The organism is Dyadobacter sp. LHD-138 (assembly GCF_030929615.1).
In the GTDB taxonomy this organism is placed as follows: domain Bacteria; phylum Bacteroidota; class Bacteroidia; order Cytophagales; family Spirosomataceae; genus Dyadobacter.
Genome location: NZ_JAVFVU010000008.1, coordinates 141,809 through 163,233 on the forward strand (window position 1 = coordinate 141,809; position 21,425 = coordinate 163,233).

Consider the following 21,425-nt stretch of genomic DNA (forward strand, 5'->3'; position numbering starts at 1 on the left):
TCAATTATATCGTAAACTTAAGAGCTACCGTAAACTGTTTTTGGATAGGCTGCGCTACCCCGCCCGTATTAAAGAACTCAGGATCCTGGCCTTTCAGCTTTTTGTCAGCATAAATCAGCCACGGATTGATTGCTGAAACCTGAACGGAAGCACTTGACATGCCCAGGCGTCTGATCGTCGCAACCGGCAGTTTGTAGGCCAGAGATACCGATTTCAAACGGATAAAATCTCCTTTCGCAACCCGCTGACTCGAATAGTTATAGGTGGTGTAAGGATAAGTTCCGGCCAGATACTGATTTCTCAATAAGTCAGGAATGGCAGGCATGTTCGTGATTTTCTCGTCTCCCGGCATTTCCCAACGATCGTTAAACTCCTTTGGCATGGCATCCAGATCGCTAAACGCAGGTCTGCTGGTGTTGCTTCCTTTGAAAAGTGGGTTCAAACGGATTTTGTTTCCAGCCTGTCCGGTAAGGAAAACATTAACCGTGAAGTCTTTATACGTAAAAGTATTGTTCAAACCACCGGTTAAGGGCGGATCAACCGGTCCTTCGTATTTCAGATACGTCGTGGTAAGGTCCTGAATATAAACGTCAGAGCTAAGTTCACCTTTTTCATTGATGTATGTCGGTACGCCGGTCTTAGGATCGAGCCCTCTGTAATCAACAGAGAAAAGCCCTCTTACCGGGTATCCCTGAATATTGGCACCTTCCGCCTTTACCATATCAAAAATACTCGGGATGTTATCCACATTTGTAATTTTGGTGTGGGCATAACCAGCGGTTAATCGTGAGCGCCATGACCAGTCCTTTGATTTATAAATAACTGCTTCTAATGACAAGTCAACTCCTTTGGACTGCATATCGGCATAGTTGGCGATTTTGAAGGTTTGTCCGCCAATACCTGACGTTCTGAAACGATCGATCAGATCAAAGCTGTTTCGTAAATACACATCGACCGTCAGGTTAAATCTGTTTGCCATTAAGCCCAGATCAAGTCCCAGGTTACCGCTGTAAAGTTTTTCCCAGGTTAACTCGGTATTCGCCAGCGATGCCAAATCGATTGCTGATTCTTTTTCGTCTGTATACGGACGGTTGGTGATCAAACTTTTAAGCAAAACCGCCGAGTTTGTTGCAGGACCTGTACTGGCCGTCAATCCATAACTTCCTCTTAATTTCGCATAACTAACCCATCCCAGATCTTTGATAAAGTTTTCCCGGTCCAGGTTCCAGGATCCCGCAACGGTCCAGGTAGGCAGCCAGCGTCCGATCGCCGATTTACCGAATCGGTTGGATCCGTCGTATCGGGCATAGGCGGTAAAGTTGTATTTGTCATCGAGTGTATAACCCAAACTCGCATAGAACGCGGCGAAACGGTCATAAGTCTTTTCCATTCCATAATACTGGAAATTACTTTCGATGGTCTGCTTCAAAATCCGGTAATCGACAAAAGGAACACCGCCCTGGTCATACTGATAACCATAACCTGTATTGTTGGCGTTTTGCCGGTTGGTGTATTTTATTTCCTGTCCTATCAAAGCATTCACAGCGTGTCGTTCTGCATAAACCTTATTGAAGCGAAAATTATTTCTGATGTTATAGAAACTCATTTCATCTTCATTACGATTATAAAAACCGCCGCGTGGCAACACAATGACCGGATATGCGTCAGGATCATCCGGATCGGTATATAAAAATTTGTTGGCTCTTGCGATGGTTGAAGTTTCGGCAGCGCGATATGCGTTCGCCATGTTCGAATTCTCTGTGATCTGATGCTCTCTGCCGGTTTTGATATAGCGTAAAGCACCCATGAAGTCATACTGGATACTCGGCGTGATTTTGTAGGTTAAATCACCCTGCAAACGAATATCAACCAGATTAAGATCAATGTGGTTGTTTTCCAGCTCGGTCAGGATATTGAACGGCGCAAAATTTCTTCTGAAATACTCCCGGTTTCCGTTTGCGTCAAAGGCCGTTAATACGCGACTGGTATTCAATGCATAACTGAAAGGGTTGATATCAAAATCACGGTCATAGGTCCCTTCCACCGGGTTGCTCTGACGTGTCAGAGAACCAGGCGCTTTTTGCTGACGAACGGACGACAAGGTCGAAAACCCAACCGACAACTTATCAGAAAACTTGTAGTTATTCCGGAAGTTAAGTGTGTATCGTTTTACCTTGTCTGCAACGGTCCAGCCGTTGTCACTTAAAAAACTGGTTGAAAAATAGGATTGAGACTTATCCGTTCCGAAGGAAACGCTTAGTGAATGCTCCTGAACAAAGTTATTTTTAAACAGGATATCGAACCAGTCGGTGTTGGCAGCAGCATAACGGGACAAAAACTTATTTTTGCCTTCCTGATTATTGACCACGCCAAATCCACCTTCATCATTACCGGCCAGCAATGTGTAATATTTCCCGTAAACACCGTAATCCGGTTTTTCCAGCACATTGGAATTCAAATACCCTTTTCTGCTCATTTCAACTAAAACAGACATCTGTTCCGCAGAATTCATGATGTTGAAATTACGGTAAGATGGTTTCAGCTGCGTACTGAAATTACCCGAATAACTTACGACAGGCTTTCCCGATTTTCCTTTTTTGGTGGTAATAACAATAACCCCGTTCATCGCCCGTGCACCGTACAAGGCCGCAGCGGCCGCATCTTTCAGGATATCAAAAGTTTCAATATCATTCGGGTTCAGACCTGCAACGGCTGATCCCAGCAGTGTAGTCGGGTCACCACTGGAAAGCTGATCGTTGGAGATATTAACGATATCTTCCAAAACCACCCCGTCCACAACCCAAAGCGGTTTATTATCTCCGTTGAGGGAAGTTGCACCACGGATACGGATTTTGGGAGCCGCGCCAAATGTTCCGGAAACGTTTTGAATGGATACACCAGCAGCACGCCCTTCGAGCATACGGCTTACATCAGGGAGCCCGTCGATACGCACGTCCTCGGTTTTCAGGGTAACGGCGGAACCTGTAAATTTATTTTTTTCAATTTGCTGAAAACCAGTAACGACCACATCCTGCAATCCTATCGCATCTTCTGAAAGTTCGATCGCTACGAACCTCGCGGCGGGTACTTCTTTGGAGAGAAAACCGATCATACTCACGACCAGTGTTGCACCTTCATTCACATCGGGTATCTGAAACTCTCCCTTTTCATTGGTAACCGTTCCCTTCGATAATCCCTTGACCCGTATCGTAGCACCGATTAGCACCTCGCCGGTTTTACTTTTCACGACACCGCGTACTTCAATATTTGCAGCTGAAGCCTGTGATGAGATAATGGTAAGAACTGTGCAAAAAAAAGTACTTAATAAGAACGCAAAGAATGGTCGAAAACCATTGATCCGATAAAAAATCCTCATATGTGAATGAAAGTAAAGTTCTTTATTAAATAGGTCTTCAACTTTAATGAATCCAATTATACACATAATCGGAATAAAAAACGAGATTTTTTTCGGCGGAGTCTATAATTGCCGACAGTATTATTTTGGCCAATAATATTTTCAAAATCGGTCAAAATACCGAATATGTACTAAATAAAGAGCTTAATTTGTACAATATCAGGAAATGCAGGGGCGGTAATACTTAAACTTACTAAAAAAAATTCTATCTGCAATAAAGATTCATCTGAACAAATACGGTGACTTAAACTTTCTGACGGTCGCGGAGCGCCAGCCCTATCAGTTCAGCAGTATTTTTCACATTGGCTTTTCTCATAATACTGGCTCTTTGATTGGCCACAGTATTGGAGCTGATCGCAAAATGTTCTGCAATATCCTTACTGCTCATGCCTTCGGTCAGGCATTGTAAAATCTGCTGTTCGCGGGGTGTCATTTTATTCCAGACAGAGGGCCCGCCGGGCATAACTTTCACCTCGGATTCTTCCTGTTCCTTTTGGGGCAGAATAAGATTGCGAATGATAATGGACGAGGCATTGGGGGGATAATAGAGTTCACCGGCAGCCACACTGCGGACCGCCCGCAATATTTCGTCCCTCCCGGTATCTTTCAGCAGATAACCGGCCGCTCCGCTTTTTACTGCCGAGAGAATATAGTCAGGATTGTTGTGCATACTGAAGACGAGTATGCGCAGGTGAGGGTGCACCGGCATGAGGGTTTTAATGGCATCCAACCCTGACATACGCGGCATTGTAAGATCCAGCAATATGACATCCGGATTACACGCTTTGACACTGTCCATCACTTCATCCCCATCGGATGCCTCACCCACGACGAGGATATCTTCCTCATCTTCCAGCAAAGTGATGATACCCTGCCTTACAACAGAATGATCGTCAACGATAAGTATACGTATTGGCATCTCGTTCAGATTTATGATTTACACAGGAATATTGATAACCAGTCTGGTACCTTTATCCACTTTGGAAATAATTTTCATTTCACCGTTGAGCAACTGCGTACGCGTCCGGATGTTGTCAATTCCGTTTCTGGTCAAAAAGGATCCGTTTTTATTTTTTAAATTACTAATTAAAAATCCTTTCCCATCATCTTCAATCTCCAAAAGAATCCGATTCATCTTTTGTTCTAATTTAATCTTTATATTATCCGATCCGGCGTGTTTAACTGCGTTATTGAGCCCTTCCTGTGCAATCCTATACAAGCCAATTTCCATCTTTTCATTAAGTTTAATCCTTTCGCTATCGCCTTCAAATTCAATCCGGATTCCCGACAAGTCTGCTGTTTGCTCACAAAGCACGCGAAGCGCAGCATTGAGCCCGAAATCACTCAGCACGGAAGGCATCAGATTAAAAGAAACCTGACGGGTCGTTTGTATGGTATCCTGAATTAAAGACACAAGCTTATCGAACCGAAACCGTTGTTTTTCGTCTGCAAACTGCACTTGTTTCAATTTTTCAGCATGTAATTTAAGGCCGGTCAGCATTTGTCCGATGCCGTCATGCAGTTCCAGTGCGAAACGTTTCCGCTCCTCCTCCTGCCCTTCTATCAAAGCCGACGTCCGGACCCGGTTTTCAGATAATTGCAGCTGATATTTCTCTTCTTCGCTCCTTATCAGGTCGTTCTGTGCGCGTAACAGTCGGCTATTGGTGATTTTCAGTTTGTCATTTGCCATTTTTATTGCGTCCTCGGATTCTGCCAGCAAACGAACAACCCGTCGTGTGGTGTTCACGACGGGTCTGAAAATTAATATCCCCTCGGCCAGAAGCACCAAAAGCGTAAGTACGTCCAGAATCCATTCGATCTGTTCCAGAATTCTGATCCGTCCATAGCTTTCCGAATCAAACTGAAACACGATGGCTTCCATTTGATTTAGAAATACCGGCTCGGTTGCGAGTATGATTTGAAGCGCTTTTTTCTTGTCACTATCCGAAACTCCTTCCCTGCTTACCAGGACAAGGTTTTGATATATCGTTTGAAAAACCGGTTCCAGTTTCCGGTACATTTCCTTGATCGAGTCGCTTTTCAGGACTACAAACTCACTCTCCATCTTGATCCTGCCGCGAAGCAGCTGCTCATGGCTCATTTTCCAGAGGGAAAGCAGGGAATCTATTTTGACGGAATCCACCGTTGGGATGCCTTCAGTGTGAAGAATGGCAAGTTTGGTCAGCCGCTGGCTTAACATCCGCTGGCGGCCGGCCACATTGACAACCCGACTGTCATGGTTGAGATTATTGATTGTCCTACGTATTAGAAAAAGCCCGCTAACAGTGAGAATGGCTACCAATGTAAGTGCCACAATGTAATAACGGGTGAGACGATCCGCAACCTGACTTTCGAGTTTCTCCATACTGTTTACAAACCGATGTATACCTGATTCTCCTTGATTAGAATAGGAAAGGTATTAATCTTATAGTCGTCATCGTTCAAACACTGGCCGTTTTTAAGAGAAAAAGTTTTTTTGTGGAACGGACAGGCCACTTTTGGCTCTTCGCCCTGGCTTCCGATCATCCCACGACCAATGGCCATTTGCTGACGGTGCGGACATTCGTTATCCGTTGCGTACCACTCTCCTCTGCGGGCAAAATTGAAGATCGCAATTTGCTTTCCTTCGATTAATGCGCAGCCGCCGCCATCCTCCGGAATATCTTCTACACTGCATGCTAAATGCCAAACGATTCTGTCTTTTGTATTTGTTGTTGGTTCCATGGTTTTTCTGATTTGATTGGTTTCCGATGCATTCACCCGGAATCGCCGGGCATTGCCGGGCGTTCACCCGGAGTCACCCGAACGTTCACCCAGAGTCACCGGGCGTTGCCCGGTGCTAAGGTATTACGGCCTTTCAGGCCTGGGGGTTTAAGCCCATTCTCTGGCTCGTTTTTGGGTACGTAATTCTTCAAATGCAACGGTCGGATCTTTGTCCGGCACGTTAACGAAATGATTGTAATGCTTACGTAGCTCAGGATTATCCACCACTTCTTTCCACTCACATTTGTAGTTATTGATCAGCGACTGCATTTCGTTTTCAAACTCTGCTGCCAACCCCAGAAGATCATCCACAACAACAGCTTTCAGGTAGGAAATACCCCCCTCCATCTTATTCAGCCAGGTGGCAGTTCTAGTCAGCGGATCCGCGGTTTTGATGTAGAACATCAGGAACCTGTCGATCAGCTTGATACATGTTTCCTTGTCCACATCAGAAGCAATCAATTGCGCATGCTGTGGTTTTGAACCTCCGTTCCCGCAAACGTATAAGTTCCAGCCTTTTTCAGTAGCGATGATACCGAAATCCTTGCTTTGTGCCTCCGCACATTCACGGATGCAGCCCGATACAGCCGACTTGAACTTATGCGGCGCCCGGATCCCTTTATATCTTTCCTCCACCTCGATGGCAAACGAAACAGAATCCTGCACACCAAAACGGCACCAGGTTGAACCTACGCAGCTTTTCACAGTCCGCAGCGCTTTTCCATAGGCGTGTCCACTTTCAAAACCTGCATCGATCAGTTCTTCCCAGATCAACGGCAGGTCATTGACATGCGCACCGAATAAGTCGATACGCTGGCCTCCGGTGATTTTCGTGTAAAGACCATATTTCTTGGCAACCTGCCCAATCACAATCAGTTTATCAGGCGTAATTTCACCGCCCGGAATACGCGGCACGACAGAATAGGTACCGCCTTTTTGAATGTTGGCCAGATAACGGTCGTTTGAATCCTGAATTGGCGCACGGTCTTTTGTCAAAACATTTTCATTCCAAAGACTTGCCAGGAGAGATGCTACAACCGGTTTACAAACCTCGCAGCCATCACCATGTCCAAATTCGTTCAACACCTCGCCATAAGTTCTCAGGCCATTCATTTTCACGAGATCAAGCAATTCCTGGCGTGAATGATCGAAATGCTCACAAACCACATTTCTCACATATTGGCCATTTTGCTTCATTACCCCCTGAATGATATCTTTCACCATCGGAATACAACCGCCGCAACCGGTTCCGGCTTTGCAGCATTTTTTCAGCGCATCAATCGTTGCGTGACCATTTTCGCCGATCTCATGACAAAGCATACCTTTCGTCACCGCTTCACAAGAGCAAATCAGCGCGTCATCAGGCAGACTCATCACGCCAGCACCAGCATCTTCCCCTCCTCTTGAACCTAGGATCAGGTCTTCTGAGTCAGGCGGAAGTATTGTTTTATTCTTACAGGTTTGCAGCAGCATGTTGTATTGCTCTGCGTCACCTACCAAAATTCCACCCAAAAGTTCTTTACCATCCGGCGACACATTTATTCTCTTATAAATGCCTTTCGCCTTATTTTCATAACGAATTGTCTTACAAGCCGGCTCTTCCACAAACGGATCTCCGAAACTCGCCACATCCGTTCCGATCAGTTTTAGTTTGGTAGACATATCGTACGGCAAAAATTCCTTTTCCGTACCCGTCAAAGCACCAGCAACCACGTCAGCCATTTCATAACCCGGCGCAATTAATCCGTAGATCATATGGTGGGCCAAAGCACATTCGCCGATTGCGAAGATGTACGGATCCGAAGTACGCAGTCCGTTATCCACCACAATCCCCCCGCGAGGATGCGTGTCCAGTCCGGCAATTTTAGCAAGCTCATCGCGGGGACGAATACCTGCTGAAATAACCAGCATATCCACATCCAGGAAGGAATTGTCGGCAAACTGCATTCCCTTAATAAAATCACCGCCAACAATCTCCTGCGTACTTTTAGCCAAATGAATATTCAAACCCAACGATTCCAGTTGACTTTGCAAAATCTTGGATCCGGCATCATCAATCTGCCTTGGCATCAAGCGTGAGGCAAATTCAACCACGTGCGCTTCTTCCAGGCCAAGATCAAGCAATGCTTTGGCCGCTTCCAGCCCCAGCAAACCGCCACCAAGCACAGCACCTCTTTTCGCCTTTTTAGCATACGCTTGAATCAACTCCAGGTCCTCTATAGTCCTGTATACAAAAACACCATCTTTTTCCACACCCGGAATAGACGGAACAAACGCACCGGAGCCTGTGACCATGACCAGATAGTCATAATGCACTACGTGTCCATGGTGAGACCTTACCAGTTTTTCTTCTCTGTCGATATCTACAACAGGGTCAGAAAGGAACAGCCTGATACCATTTTCAGCGTACCAATCCACACTGGCCATAGTAAGATCATCAGCAGTTTTACCAGCAAAATATTCACTAAGGTGAACGCGATCATAGGCTACACGAGGCTCTTCCCCAAAAACCGTCAGTGTAAATTCCTGATCATTTTTTTTCCTGGCTAGCAATTTCTCGCAGAATTTGTAGCCGACCATACCATTACCAATGACAATGATATGCGTGTTTGTGTTTGCTTTCATAGTTACAATTAACTATTAATTTTGAATAACCCTGTTGTTTTATTGTAATATTCCAATAATACCCCTTATTCACTACCAAATATTACATGTCAAAATTAAACTGTGTTTTTCTATTTTCCTAACTTTATATTCTATTAATGATCATTTTACACACTTATTTTTTGGCAAAAGTATTGTTTTATAAAATATTGCTGCTAATTTTGAACCAATAAATCAACATAGTTAACATTTACTATGTATAGTACATTTCTAATATTCACCAGAACATATATATAAGAGATGGAGCCGAAACTTACACTCGTGGGAGCAGGTCCGGGAAACGGAGAGTTGATCACCTTAAAAGGAATCAAGGTTTTAAAGACAGCCGATGTCGTTTTATATGACGAGCTGGTCAGCACCGAAACACTTGATTTCGCACCGGAGCAAGCGTTGAAAATATATGTAGGAAAAAAAGTAGGTGCGGCGTCATTTTCTCAGGACGAAATCAACGGACTAATCGTAAGACTGGCACGTAAACGCGGGCACGTAGTTCGTTTGAAAGGCGGAGATTCCTTTGTTTTCGGACGCGGACATGAAGAAATGGAGTATGCGCGTGATCATGATATTCCTTGCGAAGTTATTCCCGGCGTTTCGAGCTGCATCGCGGTACCGGCATCCCTGGAAATTCCTGTAACGAGAAGAGGTGTAAGTGAGAGCTTCTGGGTCATCACTGGCACTACGAGAAACGGTGAGTTATCTGATGATATGCGACTGGCGGCTCAATCTAAAGCAACAATCGTTGTTTTGATGGGCATGAACAAACTGAACGAAATTTGTGATCTGTATAAATATTTTGGACGTGGGCATTTACCGATGGCGGTAATTCAAAACGGCACACGCCCGGACGAGAAAAGCGTAATGGGCCAGGTTTGGGAAATGCCAAGACTGGTAAAAGAAAATAATCTGGGTACGCCGGCAATCATCGTACTTGGAGAGGTCGTAGGATTGCATCCATCTTATGCGGTGGAATATCTGCAGAGTATAAATCTGGCTTCCTAGCAAAAAAGCCGATCAGGTGTGGGGACACCAAATCGGCTAAGTATTATCCCAACAGGGCTATTCAAACTCAAGGGATATTGTTCATGTTTCAAATAAACAGATCAAATAAAATGGAAAAAAGAACATAAAGCAAATTCTAAAAAATTACTTGAACGCGCAACGTCGCCTTTAAGTCTGAATTAAGCCATTCCAATGGCACTGGTTATCTTTTTTCATTTTATCCAATGATCCAAATGAAAACAATTCGCTACCTCTTTATTGCCGGAGCAGCACTGGGAATCTCTGCACTTTTCTCGTCGGAAACGATGGCACAGCTGAGCATATCCGGACAACTCCGTACACGTTCCGAACTACTTTCCGGTCAGGGATCACCGCTTTCCAAAGGAAGTAAACCGGCATTTTTTACATCGCAACGCACGCGATTGAATGTGGGATACAAGGGATATCGCACACTGTTTTTCATTTCAGCGCAGGATGTAAGAGTCTGGGGACAGGATGCCTCCACCAACAACCGCGTTACCAATGCCGCTCAAAATGGTTTTATGTTGCATGAAGCCTGGGGAGAGATCAGTTTACTGGACACAAACCAGATCAAAACCGGTAAAGAATTTTCATTGAAAATCGGGCGCCAGGAATTGCTTTATGATGACAGCCGTTTACTTGGGAATCTGGACTGGCTACAACAGGCAAGAAGACATGACGCTGCTTTAATTAAATACAGCAACCAGGGTTTTACCGCACATTTCGGTTTTGCGTATAACCAGAACAGTGAGTTAAAAACAGGTACTTTGTACAACGGTGTACCCAATGGATATCCGGCAGGAACCAATGGAATCGGCACGATGTACAAGTCGATGCAGTTTGGTTATGCAAGTAAAAAACTAAAACAAGGTATCGTTTCATTGCTTATTTTAAAAGACGATTTTCAGAAATATACATTAACACAGACCGGTACGAAAAACCTTGAAAAAGGGGTAAACAGCAGAGTAACATTCGGCCCGTACCTGCAAACAAAACTTGGGAAAAGCTGGAATCTGACGGCAAGCGCGTACATGCAGCAGGGCAAGGATAAGGACGGAGCTAAACTTTCCGCCTATATGTATTCAGTGAAAGGAGTTTATGATGTAAATAAATTTATTTCAGTGGGCCCCGGTTTTGATTATACCTCAGGCAGCGGCACGGGAAGTACCAAAAATAAAACTTTTGACCCGCTATACGGAACGCCGCACAAGTTCTGGGGACAGATGGATTACTTCTACGCAGCCAACGGATTCGGAAAAGGTGGCTTATCCGACTTATACCTGACGAGCACAATCAAAACGTCACCCAAACTTTCGATACAGGCGGATCTTCACCAGTTTTCGAGCCCTTCGCAGGTTATTAATACCAAAGACGAAAAACTCAGCAGTAATTTTGGCGAGGAACTGGATATCATCGCCACTTTTAATTTAACAAAAACGATAAGTTTCCAGGGAGGATATTGCACATTTTTACCAACGAATTCACTGGCTCAGGTTAAGGGCGTAACCGATCCGCAGAAGATGGCCAACTGGGCCTATCTGATGATCAACATCAAACCTGATTTCCTTAAATAATCCGAATACCTCAAGAATTTGAATGCCGCATCACTCTTATTATAAAAGCCTCAAATCTCATTGAACTATGGAAACGACAAACAAACCGTTACAGAAACTAAATATTTTCAGTGTTAAAGGTGTTCAAATGAGAACCTTTCACCTGACCTGGATGGCATTTTTCCTTTGCTTTTTCGGATGGTTCGGATTGGCCCCTTTAATGACGGTAGTCAAAACCGATCTTGGACTAACGAAAGGACAAATCGGGAATATCATTATTGCATCCGTGGCGGCTACGGTTATTGCCCGGATCGCAATCGGAAAACTTTGCGACACCTGGGGGCCACGGAAAACTTACACCGCGCTGCTTGGAATCTGTTCCATCCCGGTTATGACCGTTGGTTTGGTTCATTCCTATGAAGGTTTTTTACTTTTCAGACTTGCCATCGGGGTGATCGGTGCTTCATTCGTCATTACCCAATACCATACTTCGGTCATGTTTGACAAGAAGATCGTAGGAACTGCCAACGCCGTTGCCGGTGGCTGGGGAAATTTGGGTGGCGGAGTTACCAACATGATTATGCCATTGGTTTTTGCAGGATTCGTAGGGGCAGGTTATTTGCCTGAGTCGGCATGGAGACTGGCTATGGTTGTACCGGGTGTTTTACTTCTGATTTTTGCTTTTGTTTATTATTTCTTCACAAAAGACACGCCGGCTGGAAACTTTGATGAACTGCCGGAATACAACCAGGCATCTGCTGTTAAAACAAAAGGGACCTTAACACTGGCGATGAAGGATCCACGTACCTGGGCACTTTTCCTTGCCTACGGCGCGTGTTTCGGAATCGAGATCACCTTTGATAACATTGCCGCTTTATACTTCTTTGAAAACTTTGACACCTCACTGGCAGTAGCAGGTATCCTTGCCGGAACATTTGGCTTTATGAACCTTTTTGCCCGGGCATTGGGAGGTATCGTGGCTGATAAAGTCGGCTTGAAATATGGAATGCTTGGAAAAGGCCGTCTGCTTGCGCTTTTGCTGGCTTTGGAAGGAATCGGTATCGCGTTGTTCGCACAGAGCGGCAGTCTGGTAATTGCAGTAGCGACCATGTTGTGTTTCGCAATGTTCCTGAAAATGGCCAATGGTGTTACTTATTCAATTGTTCCTTTTGTAAACCAGAAAGCGATCGGATCTGTGAGCGGAATCGTTGGGGCAGGTGGAAATGTTGGAGCAGTTTTGGCCGGCTTTCTTTTCAAATCAAGCTCAATCACTTATTCTCAGGCATTTGTATACATCGGCGTAGCGATCGCCTGTGTGGCAGCAATCGTAGCCTTAGTCAATTTTGACAAAATAAGAACAGCGGTACCCGAAGCCAATACGCTTGAAACGGCTAATTCATAATTCCATCAATAATCTTTTACGAGTATGAAAACTTCCTCTGATACCTATAAATCTACCTGTTGCTATTGCGGCGTGGGTTGCGGCGTAGTTGTAAAGAAGGAAGAGAACGGACGCCTGAGTCTGGAGGGAGACAAAGAACATCCCTCCAGCAAAGGAATGCTTTGTTCCAAAGGAATGAACCTGCACTATACAGTAATGGATCAGTCGGACCGGTTGTTGTACCCGCAAATGCGGCACAACCGGTCCATGCCATTACAACGCGTGTCGTGGGATGAAGCTTTGGAAAGAACTGCTGCCGTTTTTAAGACATTCATAAAAAAATTCGGCCCTGATTCGGTCGCTTTTTACGTTTCCGGACAATGCCTTACGGAGGAATATTATCTGGTAAACAAACTGATCAAAGGATTTATCGGCTCCAATAACATCGATACCAATTCCAGGCTTTGTATGAGTTCGGCGGTTGTCGGATATAAGCTGGCTCTTGGAGAGGACTGCGTGCCGGTTTGTTATGACGACATTGAAGAGGCTGATGTATTTTATGTAACGGGTGCAAACCCGGCCTGGTGTCATCCGATTTTGTGGAGACGCATCGAGGCACATAAAAATGCAAATCCGCATGTTAAAATTATTTGTGTAGATCCGCGCCGCACGGATACTGCACGCTCATCTGATCTTCATCTGGCGATCGTTCCGGGCACTGATATTGTTTTGAACAATGCCATCGGCCGGATATTGGTTGAGAAAAATTATATCAACCAGCAGTTTATTGAAGACCATACCGATGGTTATGCGCTTTTTAAGGAAAAAGTTTTTGAGAGAACAATACAGGAATCTGCTGAAATATGCGGTATAAATCCTGATGATATATATCTGGCTGCCGACTGGATCGGTCAGTCGAAGGGTTTCCTTTCCTTATGGACGATGGGGCTGAACCAGTCTGTGATTGGCGTTAACAAAAATCTTTCGTTGATTAACCTTCACCTGGTCACAGGCAAAATCGGCACACCAGGAAACGGACCATTTTCTTTAACCGGACAACCTAATGCCATGGGAGGCAGGGAAACCGGAGGACTCGCCAACATTCTTCCCGCGCACCGTGATGTGACCAACGCTACACACCGGGAAGAAATGGAGTCTTTCTGGAACGCACCGGTTAAGATTGCCCATAAACCTGGCTTCACGGCAACCGAAATGTTTGAAGCGCTGGCTGATGACCGCCTGAAAGCGATATGGGTTATTAATACCAACCCGTTGGTGAGTATGCCGGATATCAATGTGGCCGAGAAAGCATTGAAAAATGCACGTTTTGTCGTGGTGCAGGATATTTCAAATCTGGCTGACACGGTTCATTTTGCCGATGTTGTTTTACCTGCTGCTGCCTGGCTGGAAAAAGAAGGCACCATGACCAATGCAGAAAGACGCATTACCTATTTGCCAAAAGCTTTGGAAGCGCCGGGAGAGGCTTTGCCGGATTCGGAAATCATTTGGAAGTTCGCGCAAAAAATGGGTTTCGGGGAGGCCTTTAATTACAAAAACACTTCTGAGGTTTATGATGAATACAAACAAGTTACGACCAGCACCAATGTAGATGTAACCGGTGTTGATTATGACCTGTTAAAAAGCAACCGCAGTGTGCAATGGCCGCTTAGTACGCAAGACCTGCATACTGCGGCAGAAAATATTTCCAAAAATATAATCAGCACGGCCAATGCGGTCGGCACGAAACGGCTGTTTACGGATCACACATTTTACACGGCCAATAAACGTGCACAGATTTTCGCTGTTGCTGATGAAAATACTTCTGAACCAACGGATGAAAATTTTCCGCTGGTTTTGACCACAGGCCGTATCCGGGATCAGTGGCATACGATGACCAAAACGGGACGGGTTACCAAACTTAAACAACATATTCCACAACCATTTCTACAAATCCACCCAAAAGACGCAGAGGTAAGAAACATCAAAGAAGGTGCACTGGTGGTTGTAAAAGGCCGTCGCGGAGAAGTACGTGTTAAGGCACAACTAAGCGATGACGTTCGCCAAGGCCTGTGTTTCCTGCCTATGCACTGGGGGAAAATTCTGGGAAGCAATCTGGGCAGAGCCAATAACCTGACCAATAATCTGGTGGATCCTAAGTCCAAGGAACCGGATTTCAAGTTTTCGGCGGTTGAGGTTGAATTATATAAAAAAACTTTTGAAAAAATAATTGTTATCGGGGCTGGTTCGGCTGGCTTGGGTTTCATCAACGCCTATCGCACGCTTAATCAGGAAGATGAAATTCATGTCTTTTCAAAAGAGATATTCCCGTTCTACAACCGGGTACTTTTGCCGGACTACATCAGCGGCGAACAAACCTGGGAGCAACTTGTAAAACTGCGGGAAGATCAGTTTGCCGATTCGAACATTACCGTTCACAAAGGCATCAGCATCGCCCATATTGATAGAAAAAACAAAATTGTTACGGACAGCGAAGGGAATGAGCATACCTATGATAAATTAATCCTGGGTATGGGGAGCAAGGCATTTATGCCCAAAGGGGTACCTGAACTTCCAGGGATTTTCAATATGAGGTCGCGTTTTGATGCGGATAATCTTTTGCCATTCATCAATCAGGCAGATTCGCATGCTGTGATTGTCGGTGGAGGTATCCTTGGACTGGAATTGGCGGCTTCCTTCCGGAAAATTGATGTAAAAGTTACGGTAATCCAGCGCAGCGGCCGGTTAATGGAACGCCAGCTCGATCCGCTGGCCAGCGAACTTTTATACCAGGATCTGACAGACCGGGGAATCGAAATTTATTTTAATGATGAAGTTTCTACTTTCTACGGCAATAACAAGGTGGAAGGTATTTTGTTAAAATCGGGAAGAAAAATAAACTGTCAGGTTGTTGTTATGGCGATCGGAACGGTACCGACGATAGATCTGGCACGCGAGGCGGGCATTGAACACAAACGCGGCATTCTCGTCAATGACTACATGCAAACGTCTGACGAATCGATTTTCACAGCGGGAGAAATTGCGGAATGGCGCGGGCAAATGTGGGGCATTACGCTGGCTGCGGAACAACAGGCAGAGGTTGCGGCACATTTCATCGCCGGTGACATCGCTCAGCCTTACAAAGGCAGCGTTTCCATGAACATCCTGAAAATGGAGGGGTTACACATGAGCAGCATCGGCATGACGGAAACACCGGCAAATGATCCGACCTATGAGGAAATTGTATTCATTGATAAATCAAAACGTTATTACAAAAAATGTATCGTGCATCAGGACAGGCTGGTTGGTGCCATTCTGATCGGTGATAAAAATGAGTTCCTGGAATTCAGGGATTTGATAGCCAAAGGCACAGAGCTCTCTGAAAAACGCCTTCAACTATTGCGTGCAAGCCAAAAAGCAGATCCGATGGAAGGCAAGCTGGTTTGTTCATGTAATAATGTAGGACAGGGAAATCTGGAAAAGGCTATCAAGGGAGGGTGTAGCGATTTTCAAAAACTTTGTCAGCAAACCGGGGCCGGAACTGGTTGTGGTTCTTGTCGCCCCGAGGTGCGGGCAATTTTGGAACACATGAATTTGCTGGAAACGATATGAACGGCACCAATTCAACACCAATCCACCAATAGATGGGCGTTGCCCATCGCTAAGATATACCGCCCTTTCAGGGCTATGACATAATAATAATGAAAGCCCTGAAAGGGCGACATATCTTAGGATAGGGCAACGCCCTATTATTTAACCAATTATCGACACAATCATTGAATCAATCGCCAACGCATCATGAGAGATTATTACACCATAAAAATCAATCTACCGGGAGGCATCGTTTCACCGGGATATCTCAAAGACATTCTTACCGCCGCCTGGGAATCGGGTCTTCGGAAAGTACGATTTGGTGCCCGTCAGCAGCTGCTGATGACTGTTCATTATGAAGTTGTTCGTTTTCTTGAAAAAGATTTACAAAAACGGGGCGTTGGCTATGAACTAAATTCAGAGACATACCCCAACATTATAAGCTCTTACTGTGGTGAAGAAGTTTTCCGTACGGGGCAATGGCTTGGTGCAAACGAATACCATTCCGTACTGGACAGCTTCGATTATCAACCACTTTTAAAAGTCAACATTTCGGATTCCAACCAAAGTTTCACCCCGTTTTTCACCGGAAATCTGAACTTTGTTTCGTCTCCTGAACCGCATTTCTGGTATCTGTACATCCGATCTAAACAAAGCAATAACCTGTTCCGCTGGCCGGAATTGATATATACCAATGAAATTGGTCGTCTCGCAAAGATTACCGAGGACTGCATGCTCAATGAGGGATGCCAAAATCTCGAAACCCTCTACGATGCTGTAAAAAAGCAAACAGATTACATTTCCGTCCCGGCAACACAGGAACTGGAATTGCCTGCCTTTACCCTACCCTATTATGAGGGTTTCAACCGGTATGAGTCCAGAACATGGCTTGGGTTATACCGTCGGGACGAACTTTTTTCCGTGGAATTTTTAATTGACCTGTGCCTTTTATGCCTTAAAACACGTGTTGGGGAAATATGCGCCACTCCATGGAAATCACTGATTATCAAAGGAATTGAAGATATACATCGTAATGCATGGAGCAGTATTCTTGGCAAACACAACATCAATGTGCGCCACGCGGCCAACGAACTTGCCTGGCAAACAGAAGATCATAACGAAGACGGCACAATCCTGAAAGATTATCTGGTACGGTATGTCGAAAAAAATGACACCCGGACTTTCGGACTTTGTTTTGGCATCCAGACACGCGCCAAATCCGAGGTTTTTGGCTCTGTACTGATCCGAAAACGCCCGTTATTTCAAATTGCACAGTTATCCCTGTTCAGCGTATACGATTTATATTTTACCGAAAATTTCAACCCGAACAGCAGAAAACATATCCTCTTTCAAAAAGGATTGTTTAAAATCCATTTGCCGTGGCAACTGGAAAGGCTTTGCAGACAATACAACACCCGTAAAACCAGCGAAAACACCGAAGCATTTTTCCTTGAAAAGGATGAGGTAAAAAGCACTTCCCCTGCAACACTGACGGCGCATCAATGCCCGAACTGTATGACCATTTACCACCCGGAATACGGCGACATCCTGAATAACATTCCGCCAAAAACTTCCTTTGAGGCATTGCCCCAAACCTATTGCTGTCCTACTTGCGGCACCGAAAAAAATGAGCTGACAGAAATTCAGTTTCCGGCTGCTGTTTTAATTTAAACATGAAAGACAATGAAAACTGAAATCATCAATCCCTTTTTCTTCGATTTTGAAAGTGATTTTGTGGAATCACTTCGTTGCATACCCATGATTGTCCGTTACAAACTGGACACCTGCGGAATTAAATTAAAACTTCCCGAATGGGTCAAAATTAGCGTTGAAGAAAAAACACAGCTTGCTTATCTTCCATGTTACATGAACTCGGAAGTTGACCAGTATGGGAAGTATGTGAGCAAACTTGTCTGGAAATATGCAAACCACGAAGCCAGTCTATTGCCCAATGTTGACGATAGCTGGAACAACCTCAACGAGATTCCTCAGGAGATAGAAGAAAAATCAATCGAATGGAATTGTCCCGCGCCAACCTTAAAACAATGGATTGAATTGGACACTTTGCAAAGATTTGCCCTGGTTAAACTAAGCCGGTCCGGACATGAAGGGAAAAACTTCCCGAAAGCGTTAAGAGAATTTGGAATTATTCAATAATTCCAATCTGCAATATTATTCAGTAAATCACTTACCCACAGGCTTCTCAACCAAAACCGATGTAATCCGGTTTAACTCGTCCACTTTATAAGCAAAATCACCTTTCAACATATCTCTAACGGCTTTCAGCTGCTCCATAGCCGTTTCAAGATTATCAGGAAGTGCTTCATTCAAGACCTCTTTCAGCCTTTTCGCCATTGTCGGCGACATGCCGTTGGTGGAAATTGCAACTTTTAAATTTCCTTTTCTCACGACTGACGAGAGATAAAAATCACAAAGGTCCGGTGTATCAGCCACATTGCAAAGCATATGTTTTGCTCGGGCAACGAATTTAATCCGCTTATTTTCTTCTTTGTCGTTTGTAGCGACAATCACAAGATCCTTTTCAGCAAGATCCGCATCTTCAAACTTTCGTTCTATTAAACGAATCCGGTTATTGTGCGCGGCAATTTCTCTGACTTCCTGCCTGATTTCAGGAGATACCAGCGTTACAGTCGCCTCCGGCGAATTATCCAAGACAGCCGTTATTTTTTCCAGCCCAACATAACCTCCGCCTACAATAAGTGTATGCAGGTTTTCAAGTTTCAGGAATATGGGAAAAAGATTATTCAAAATTTCAGTCGGTTACTGTTAAAGATTACCTGGAGAGTCACGGAGAAAAAATGAGGACCACGGAGTTTTTCTTATCAATAAAAAACGCTGTGGCTCTCTTCTGACCCCTGAGAAACGCTGCGTAACCTAAACACAAATTTACAAGATTAATGCCATATTCCGGATTAACTCTTTGATTTTATAACTATTCCAACAATTTGAATTTTTAGTATCTCTATCTTATCCGTACCTTTGCGGCATGATCGCGATTACGAACCTCAGTTATTATCTTGGCGACCGCGCACTGTACGATGGCGCGTCGCTTCATATTAAGCCAAAAATGAAAATTGGCCTTATCGGCCTTAACGGAACGGGTAAATCCACCCTGCTCCGCATGATCGATGGCGAATACCAGCCGGATGAAGGACGCATCTCTAAATCAGGAGATTGCTCGATTGGCTTTTTGAACCAGGATTTACTTTCTTACCAAAGTGATGATTCTATTCTTTCGGTAGCCATGCAGGCTTTCGAACGTCAAAATTTACTTCAGGTACAAATTGATAAAATTCTTCATGAAATGGAGCACAACTACCGCGACGAACTCGTGGATAAGCTGGCGAAAGTTCAGGATGAATTTGATGCATTGGATGGTTATACGATCCAATCAAAAGCAGAAGCAATTCTCGAAGGTCTTGGCTTTGTCACCGATGATTTGCACAGACCGCTAAGATTATTCTCAGGGGGATGGCGTATGCGCGTGATGCTGGCCAAATTGCTTTTGCAGAAACCTTCCTTGTTAATGCTTGATGAACCTACCAACCACTTGGACTTACCGTCTATTCAGTGGGTGGAAAAATATGTTCAGAGTTATGAAGGCGCCGTGATCGTGGTTTCTCACGACAGGGCTTTCCTTGACAATACCGTTGATACGATTGTTGAAGTTTCTGGCGGAAAATTGAATTTGTACTCCGGAAATTATTCTTACTATCTGGAAGAAAAAGCGCTGCGTAACGATATCCAACGTGGAGCTTTTGAAAACCAGCAAGCCAAAATTAAGCAGACCGAACGTTTTATCGAACGTTTTAAGGCCAAAGCAACAAAATCCAAGCAGGTACAGAGCCGGGTTAAGGCACTTGACAGAATGGAAGTTGTGGATGCTGTTGTGGACGAAAATGCAAAAGTTCATTTCCGTTTCCAGTTTACGACCCAGCCTGGCCGTCATGTTTTCCAGCTGGAAGATGCTTCTAAAGCCTATGGCGATAAAGTAATTCTGGACCATACGAGTATAACCATGGAACGCGGTGATAAAATTGCGTTAATCGGTGCGAACGGACGTGGTAAATCTACGGCTTTGCGCGTTGTTGCAGGTACCGAACCAATCGAAGGGAAAAGAAGACTGGGCCATAATGTCATGTTTACCTTCTACGCGCAGCACCAGCTGGAATCGCTGAACGTGAACCACAACCTTCTGGAAGAACTGAAATACGCCAATTCAACCAAAACAGAAACAGAATTACGTACCGTCCTGGGTTGTTTCCTTTTCTCTGGTGACGACGTATTCAAGAAAATCAAAGTACTTTCCGGAGGTGAAAAATCCCGTGTGGCATTGGCAAAAGTTTTGCTTTCCCAGGCTAACTTCCTGCTGCTCGATGAGCCTACCAACCACTTGGACATGCAGTCGGTGAATATTTTGATCCAGGCTTTGCAGCAGTATGAAGGTAGTTACATCGTAGTATCTCACGACAGGTATTTCGTAGAATCGATTGCCAATAAAATCTGGTATATCGAAGATCATCAGATCAAAGAATATCCCGGAACGTATGCTGAGTACGAAAGATGGGTTGAAGAACGTGGTTTGCAGTCGGCGGTAAGTGATAAAGCTACGGTGAGCAGTGCGCCGCCGCAGGTAAAGAGCAACCAGGCTTCCAACAATAACGGAAATGCTCAGAAGAACAACAAGAGCAAATCCGTTTCGTCAGAAGATGCTCAGAAATTGAAGAAAGTCAAAAAGCAGGTAGAAGAGCTGGAAGCGACCATCGATAATCTTGAGGCGAAAAAGTCGGAAACAGAAGCAAAACTAGCACAGCCGGCAATTTATAATGATTCTGCAAAACTTGCTGAATTGAACCGTTTTTACGCAGATGTAAAGAAAAAGCTGGAAGCAGCAACTGAATCGTGGGAAACTGCGATGATGGAGGTGGAGGAATTAGGTTAATAATCCTCTTTTCAATCGCCGGTACATATATAAAAAGCCATTTTAAGCGTAATGTTTAAAATGGCTTTTTGCTTAAAG

General features: G+C 44.6%; 13 protein-coding genes. 7 read left to right on the forward strand and 6 right to left on the reverse strand.

Features of this window, described 5'->3' with window-relative positions:
* Nucleotides 1-4: 4 nt before the first annotated feature.
* The 5 genes from RB622_RS08290 to nirB all read right to left on the reverse strand — a co-directional run bounded on the left by RB622_RS08290 (nucleotide 5) and on the right by nirB (nucleotide 8,803).
* Nucleotides 5-3,376: a SusC/RagA family TonB-linked outer membrane protein gene (locus tag RB622_RS08290; RefSeq protein ID WP_308046091.1), complete on the reverse strand. Its 3,372-nt coding sequence runs from the start codon at nucleotides 3,374-3,376 to the stop codon at nucleotides 5-7.
* 283 nt (nucleotides 3,377-3,659) lie between these two features.
* The gene (locus RB622_RS08295; protein ID WP_308046092.1) at nucleotides 3,660-4,334 is read right to left on the reverse strand and encodes a response regulator transcription factor; all 675 of its coding nucleotides are present in this window, start codon (nucleotides 4,332-4,334) and stop codon (nucleotides 3,660-3,662) included.
* Nucleotides 4,335-4,352: 18 nt separating this feature from the next.
* Nucleotides 4,353-5,780 (reverse strand): ATP-binding protein, encoded by a 1,428-nt coding sequence (locus RB622_RS08300; protein WP_308046093.1) that lies wholly within the window; start codon nucleotides 5,778-5,780, stop codon nucleotides 4,353-4,355.
* A 5-nt stretch (nucleotides 5,781-5,785) separates the two neighbouring features.
* Entirely contained in the window at nucleotides 5,786-6,139 is a 354-nt protein-coding gene (gene nirD, locus RB622_RS08305) for a nitrite reductase small subunit NirD (protein WP_308046094.1), read from the reverse strand.
* 147 nt (nucleotides 6,140-6,286) lie between these two features.
* On the reverse strand, nucleotides 6,287-8,803 hold the full coding sequence (nirB, locus tag RB622_RS08310) for a nitrite reductase large subunit NirB (RefSeq protein WP_308046095.1): 2,517 nt from the start codon (nucleotides 8,801-8,803) through the stop codon (nucleotides 6,287-6,289).
* Between the two features lie 279 nt (nucleotides 8,804-9,082).
* On the opposite strand from nirB, the gene cobA reads away from it, so the two are divergent.
* The 6 genes from cobA (at nucleotide 9,083) to RB622_RS08340 (ending at nucleotide 18,541) form a co-directional block, all read left to right on the forward strand.
* The gene (gene cobA, locus RB622_RS08315; protein WP_308046096.1) at nucleotides 9,083-9,841 is read left to right on the forward strand and encodes a uroporphyrinogen-III C-methyltransferase; all 759 of its coding nucleotides are present in this window, start codon (nucleotides 9,083-9,085) and stop codon (nucleotides 9,839-9,841) included.
* A gap of 233 nt (nucleotides 9,842-10,074) precedes the next feature.
* Nucleotides 10,075-11,436, forward strand: coding sequence for an alginate export family protein (locus RB622_RS08320; protein WP_308046097.1), 1,362 nt, complete (start codon nucleotides 10,075-10,077; stop codon nucleotides 11,434-11,436).
* Between the two features lie 67 nt (nucleotides 11,437-11,503).
* A complete protein-coding gene (locus RB622_RS08325) occupies nucleotides 11,504-12,817 on the forward strand; it encodes an MFS transporter (RefSeq protein WP_308046098.1) in 1,314 nt (437 codons plus the stop codon).
* A 24-nt stretch (nucleotides 12,818-12,841) separates the two neighbouring features.
* Nucleotides 12,842-16,405, forward strand: coding sequence for a molybdopterin-dependent oxidoreductase (locus RB622_RS08330; protein WP_308046099.1), 3,564 nt, complete (start codon nucleotides 12,842-12,844; stop codon nucleotides 16,403-16,405).
* A gap of 186 nt (nucleotides 16,406-16,591) precedes the next feature.
* Nucleotides 16,592-18,055, forward strand: coding sequence for a rubredoxin domain-containing protein (locus RB622_RS08335; protein ID WP_308046100.1), 1,464 nt, complete (start codon nucleotides 16,592-16,594; stop codon nucleotides 18,053-18,055).
* Nucleotides 18,056-18,067: 12 nt separating this feature from the next.
* A complete protein-coding gene (locus RB622_RS08340; RefSeq protein ID WP_308046101.1) occupies nucleotides 18,068-18,541 on the forward strand; it encodes a nitrate reductase associated protein in 474 nt (157 codons plus the stop codon).
* A gap of 27 nt (nucleotides 18,542-18,568) precedes the next feature.
* Here RB622_RS08340 and RB622_RS08345 read toward each other — a convergent pair whose 3' ends face one another.
* Entirely contained in the window at nucleotides 18,569-19,153 is a 585-nt protein-coding gene (locus RB622_RS08345) for a bifunctional precorrin-2 dehydrogenase/sirohydrochlorin ferrochelatase (protein WP_308046102.1), read from the reverse strand.
* Nucleotides 19,154-19,391: 238 nt separating this feature from the next.
* On the opposite strand from RB622_RS08345, the gene RB622_RS08350 reads away from it, so the two are divergent.
* A complete protein-coding gene (locus RB622_RS08350) occupies nucleotides 19,392-21,347 on the forward strand; it encodes an ABC-F family ATP-binding cassette domain-containing protein (RefSeq protein ID WP_308046103.1) in 1,956 nt (651 codons plus the stop codon).
* Nucleotides 21,348-21,425 lie beyond the last annotated feature (78 nt).

Bases quoted from the DNA above. Each gene is read 5' to 3' on its own strand.
- nirB (WP_308046095.1), bottom strand. From the start codon at position 8,803: ATGAAAGCAAACACAAACACGCATATCATTGTCATTGGTAATGGTATG.
- RB622_RS08290 (WP_308046091.1), bottom strand. From the start codon at position 3,376: ATGAGGATTTTTTATCGGATCAATGGTTTTCGACCATTCTTTGCGTTC.
- nirD (WP_308046094.1), bottom strand. From the start codon at position 6,139: ATGGAACCAACAACAAATACAAAAGACAGAATCGTTTGGCATTTAGCA.
- RB622_RS08350 (WP_308046103.1), top strand. From the start codon at position 19,392: ATGATCGCGATTACGAACCTCAGTTATTATCTTGGCGACCGCGCACTG.
- cobA (WP_308046096.1), top strand. From the start codon at position 9,083: ATGGAGCCGAAACTTACACTCGTGGGAGCAGGTCCGGGAAACGGAGAG.
- RB622_RS08320 (WP_308046097.1), top strand. From the start codon at position 10,075: ATGAAAACAATTCGCTACCTCTTTATTGCCGGAGCAGCACTGGGAATC.
- RB622_RS08300 (WP_308046093.1), bottom strand. From the start codon at position 5,780: ATGGAGAAACTCGAAAGTCAGGTTGCGGATCGTCTCACCCGTTATTAC.
- RB622_RS08335 (WP_308046100.1), top strand. From the start codon at position 16,592: ATGAGAGATTATTACACCATAAAAATCAATCTACCGGGAGGCATCGTT.
- RB622_RS08330 (WP_308046099.1), top strand. From the start codon at position 12,842: ATGAAAACTTCCTCTGATACCTATAAATCTACCTGTTGCTATTGCGGC.
- RB622_RS08325 (WP_308046098.1), top strand. From the start codon at position 11,504: ATGGAAACGACAAACAAACCGTTACAGAAACTAAATATTTTCAGTGTT.
- RB622_RS08295 (WP_308046092.1), bottom strand. From the start codon at position 4,334: ATGCCAATACGTATACTTATCGTTGACGATCATTCTGTTGTAAGGCAG.
- RB622_RS08340 (WP_308046101.1), top strand. From the start codon at position 18,068: ATGAAAACTGAAATCATCAATCCCTTTTTCTTCGATTTTGAAAGTGAT.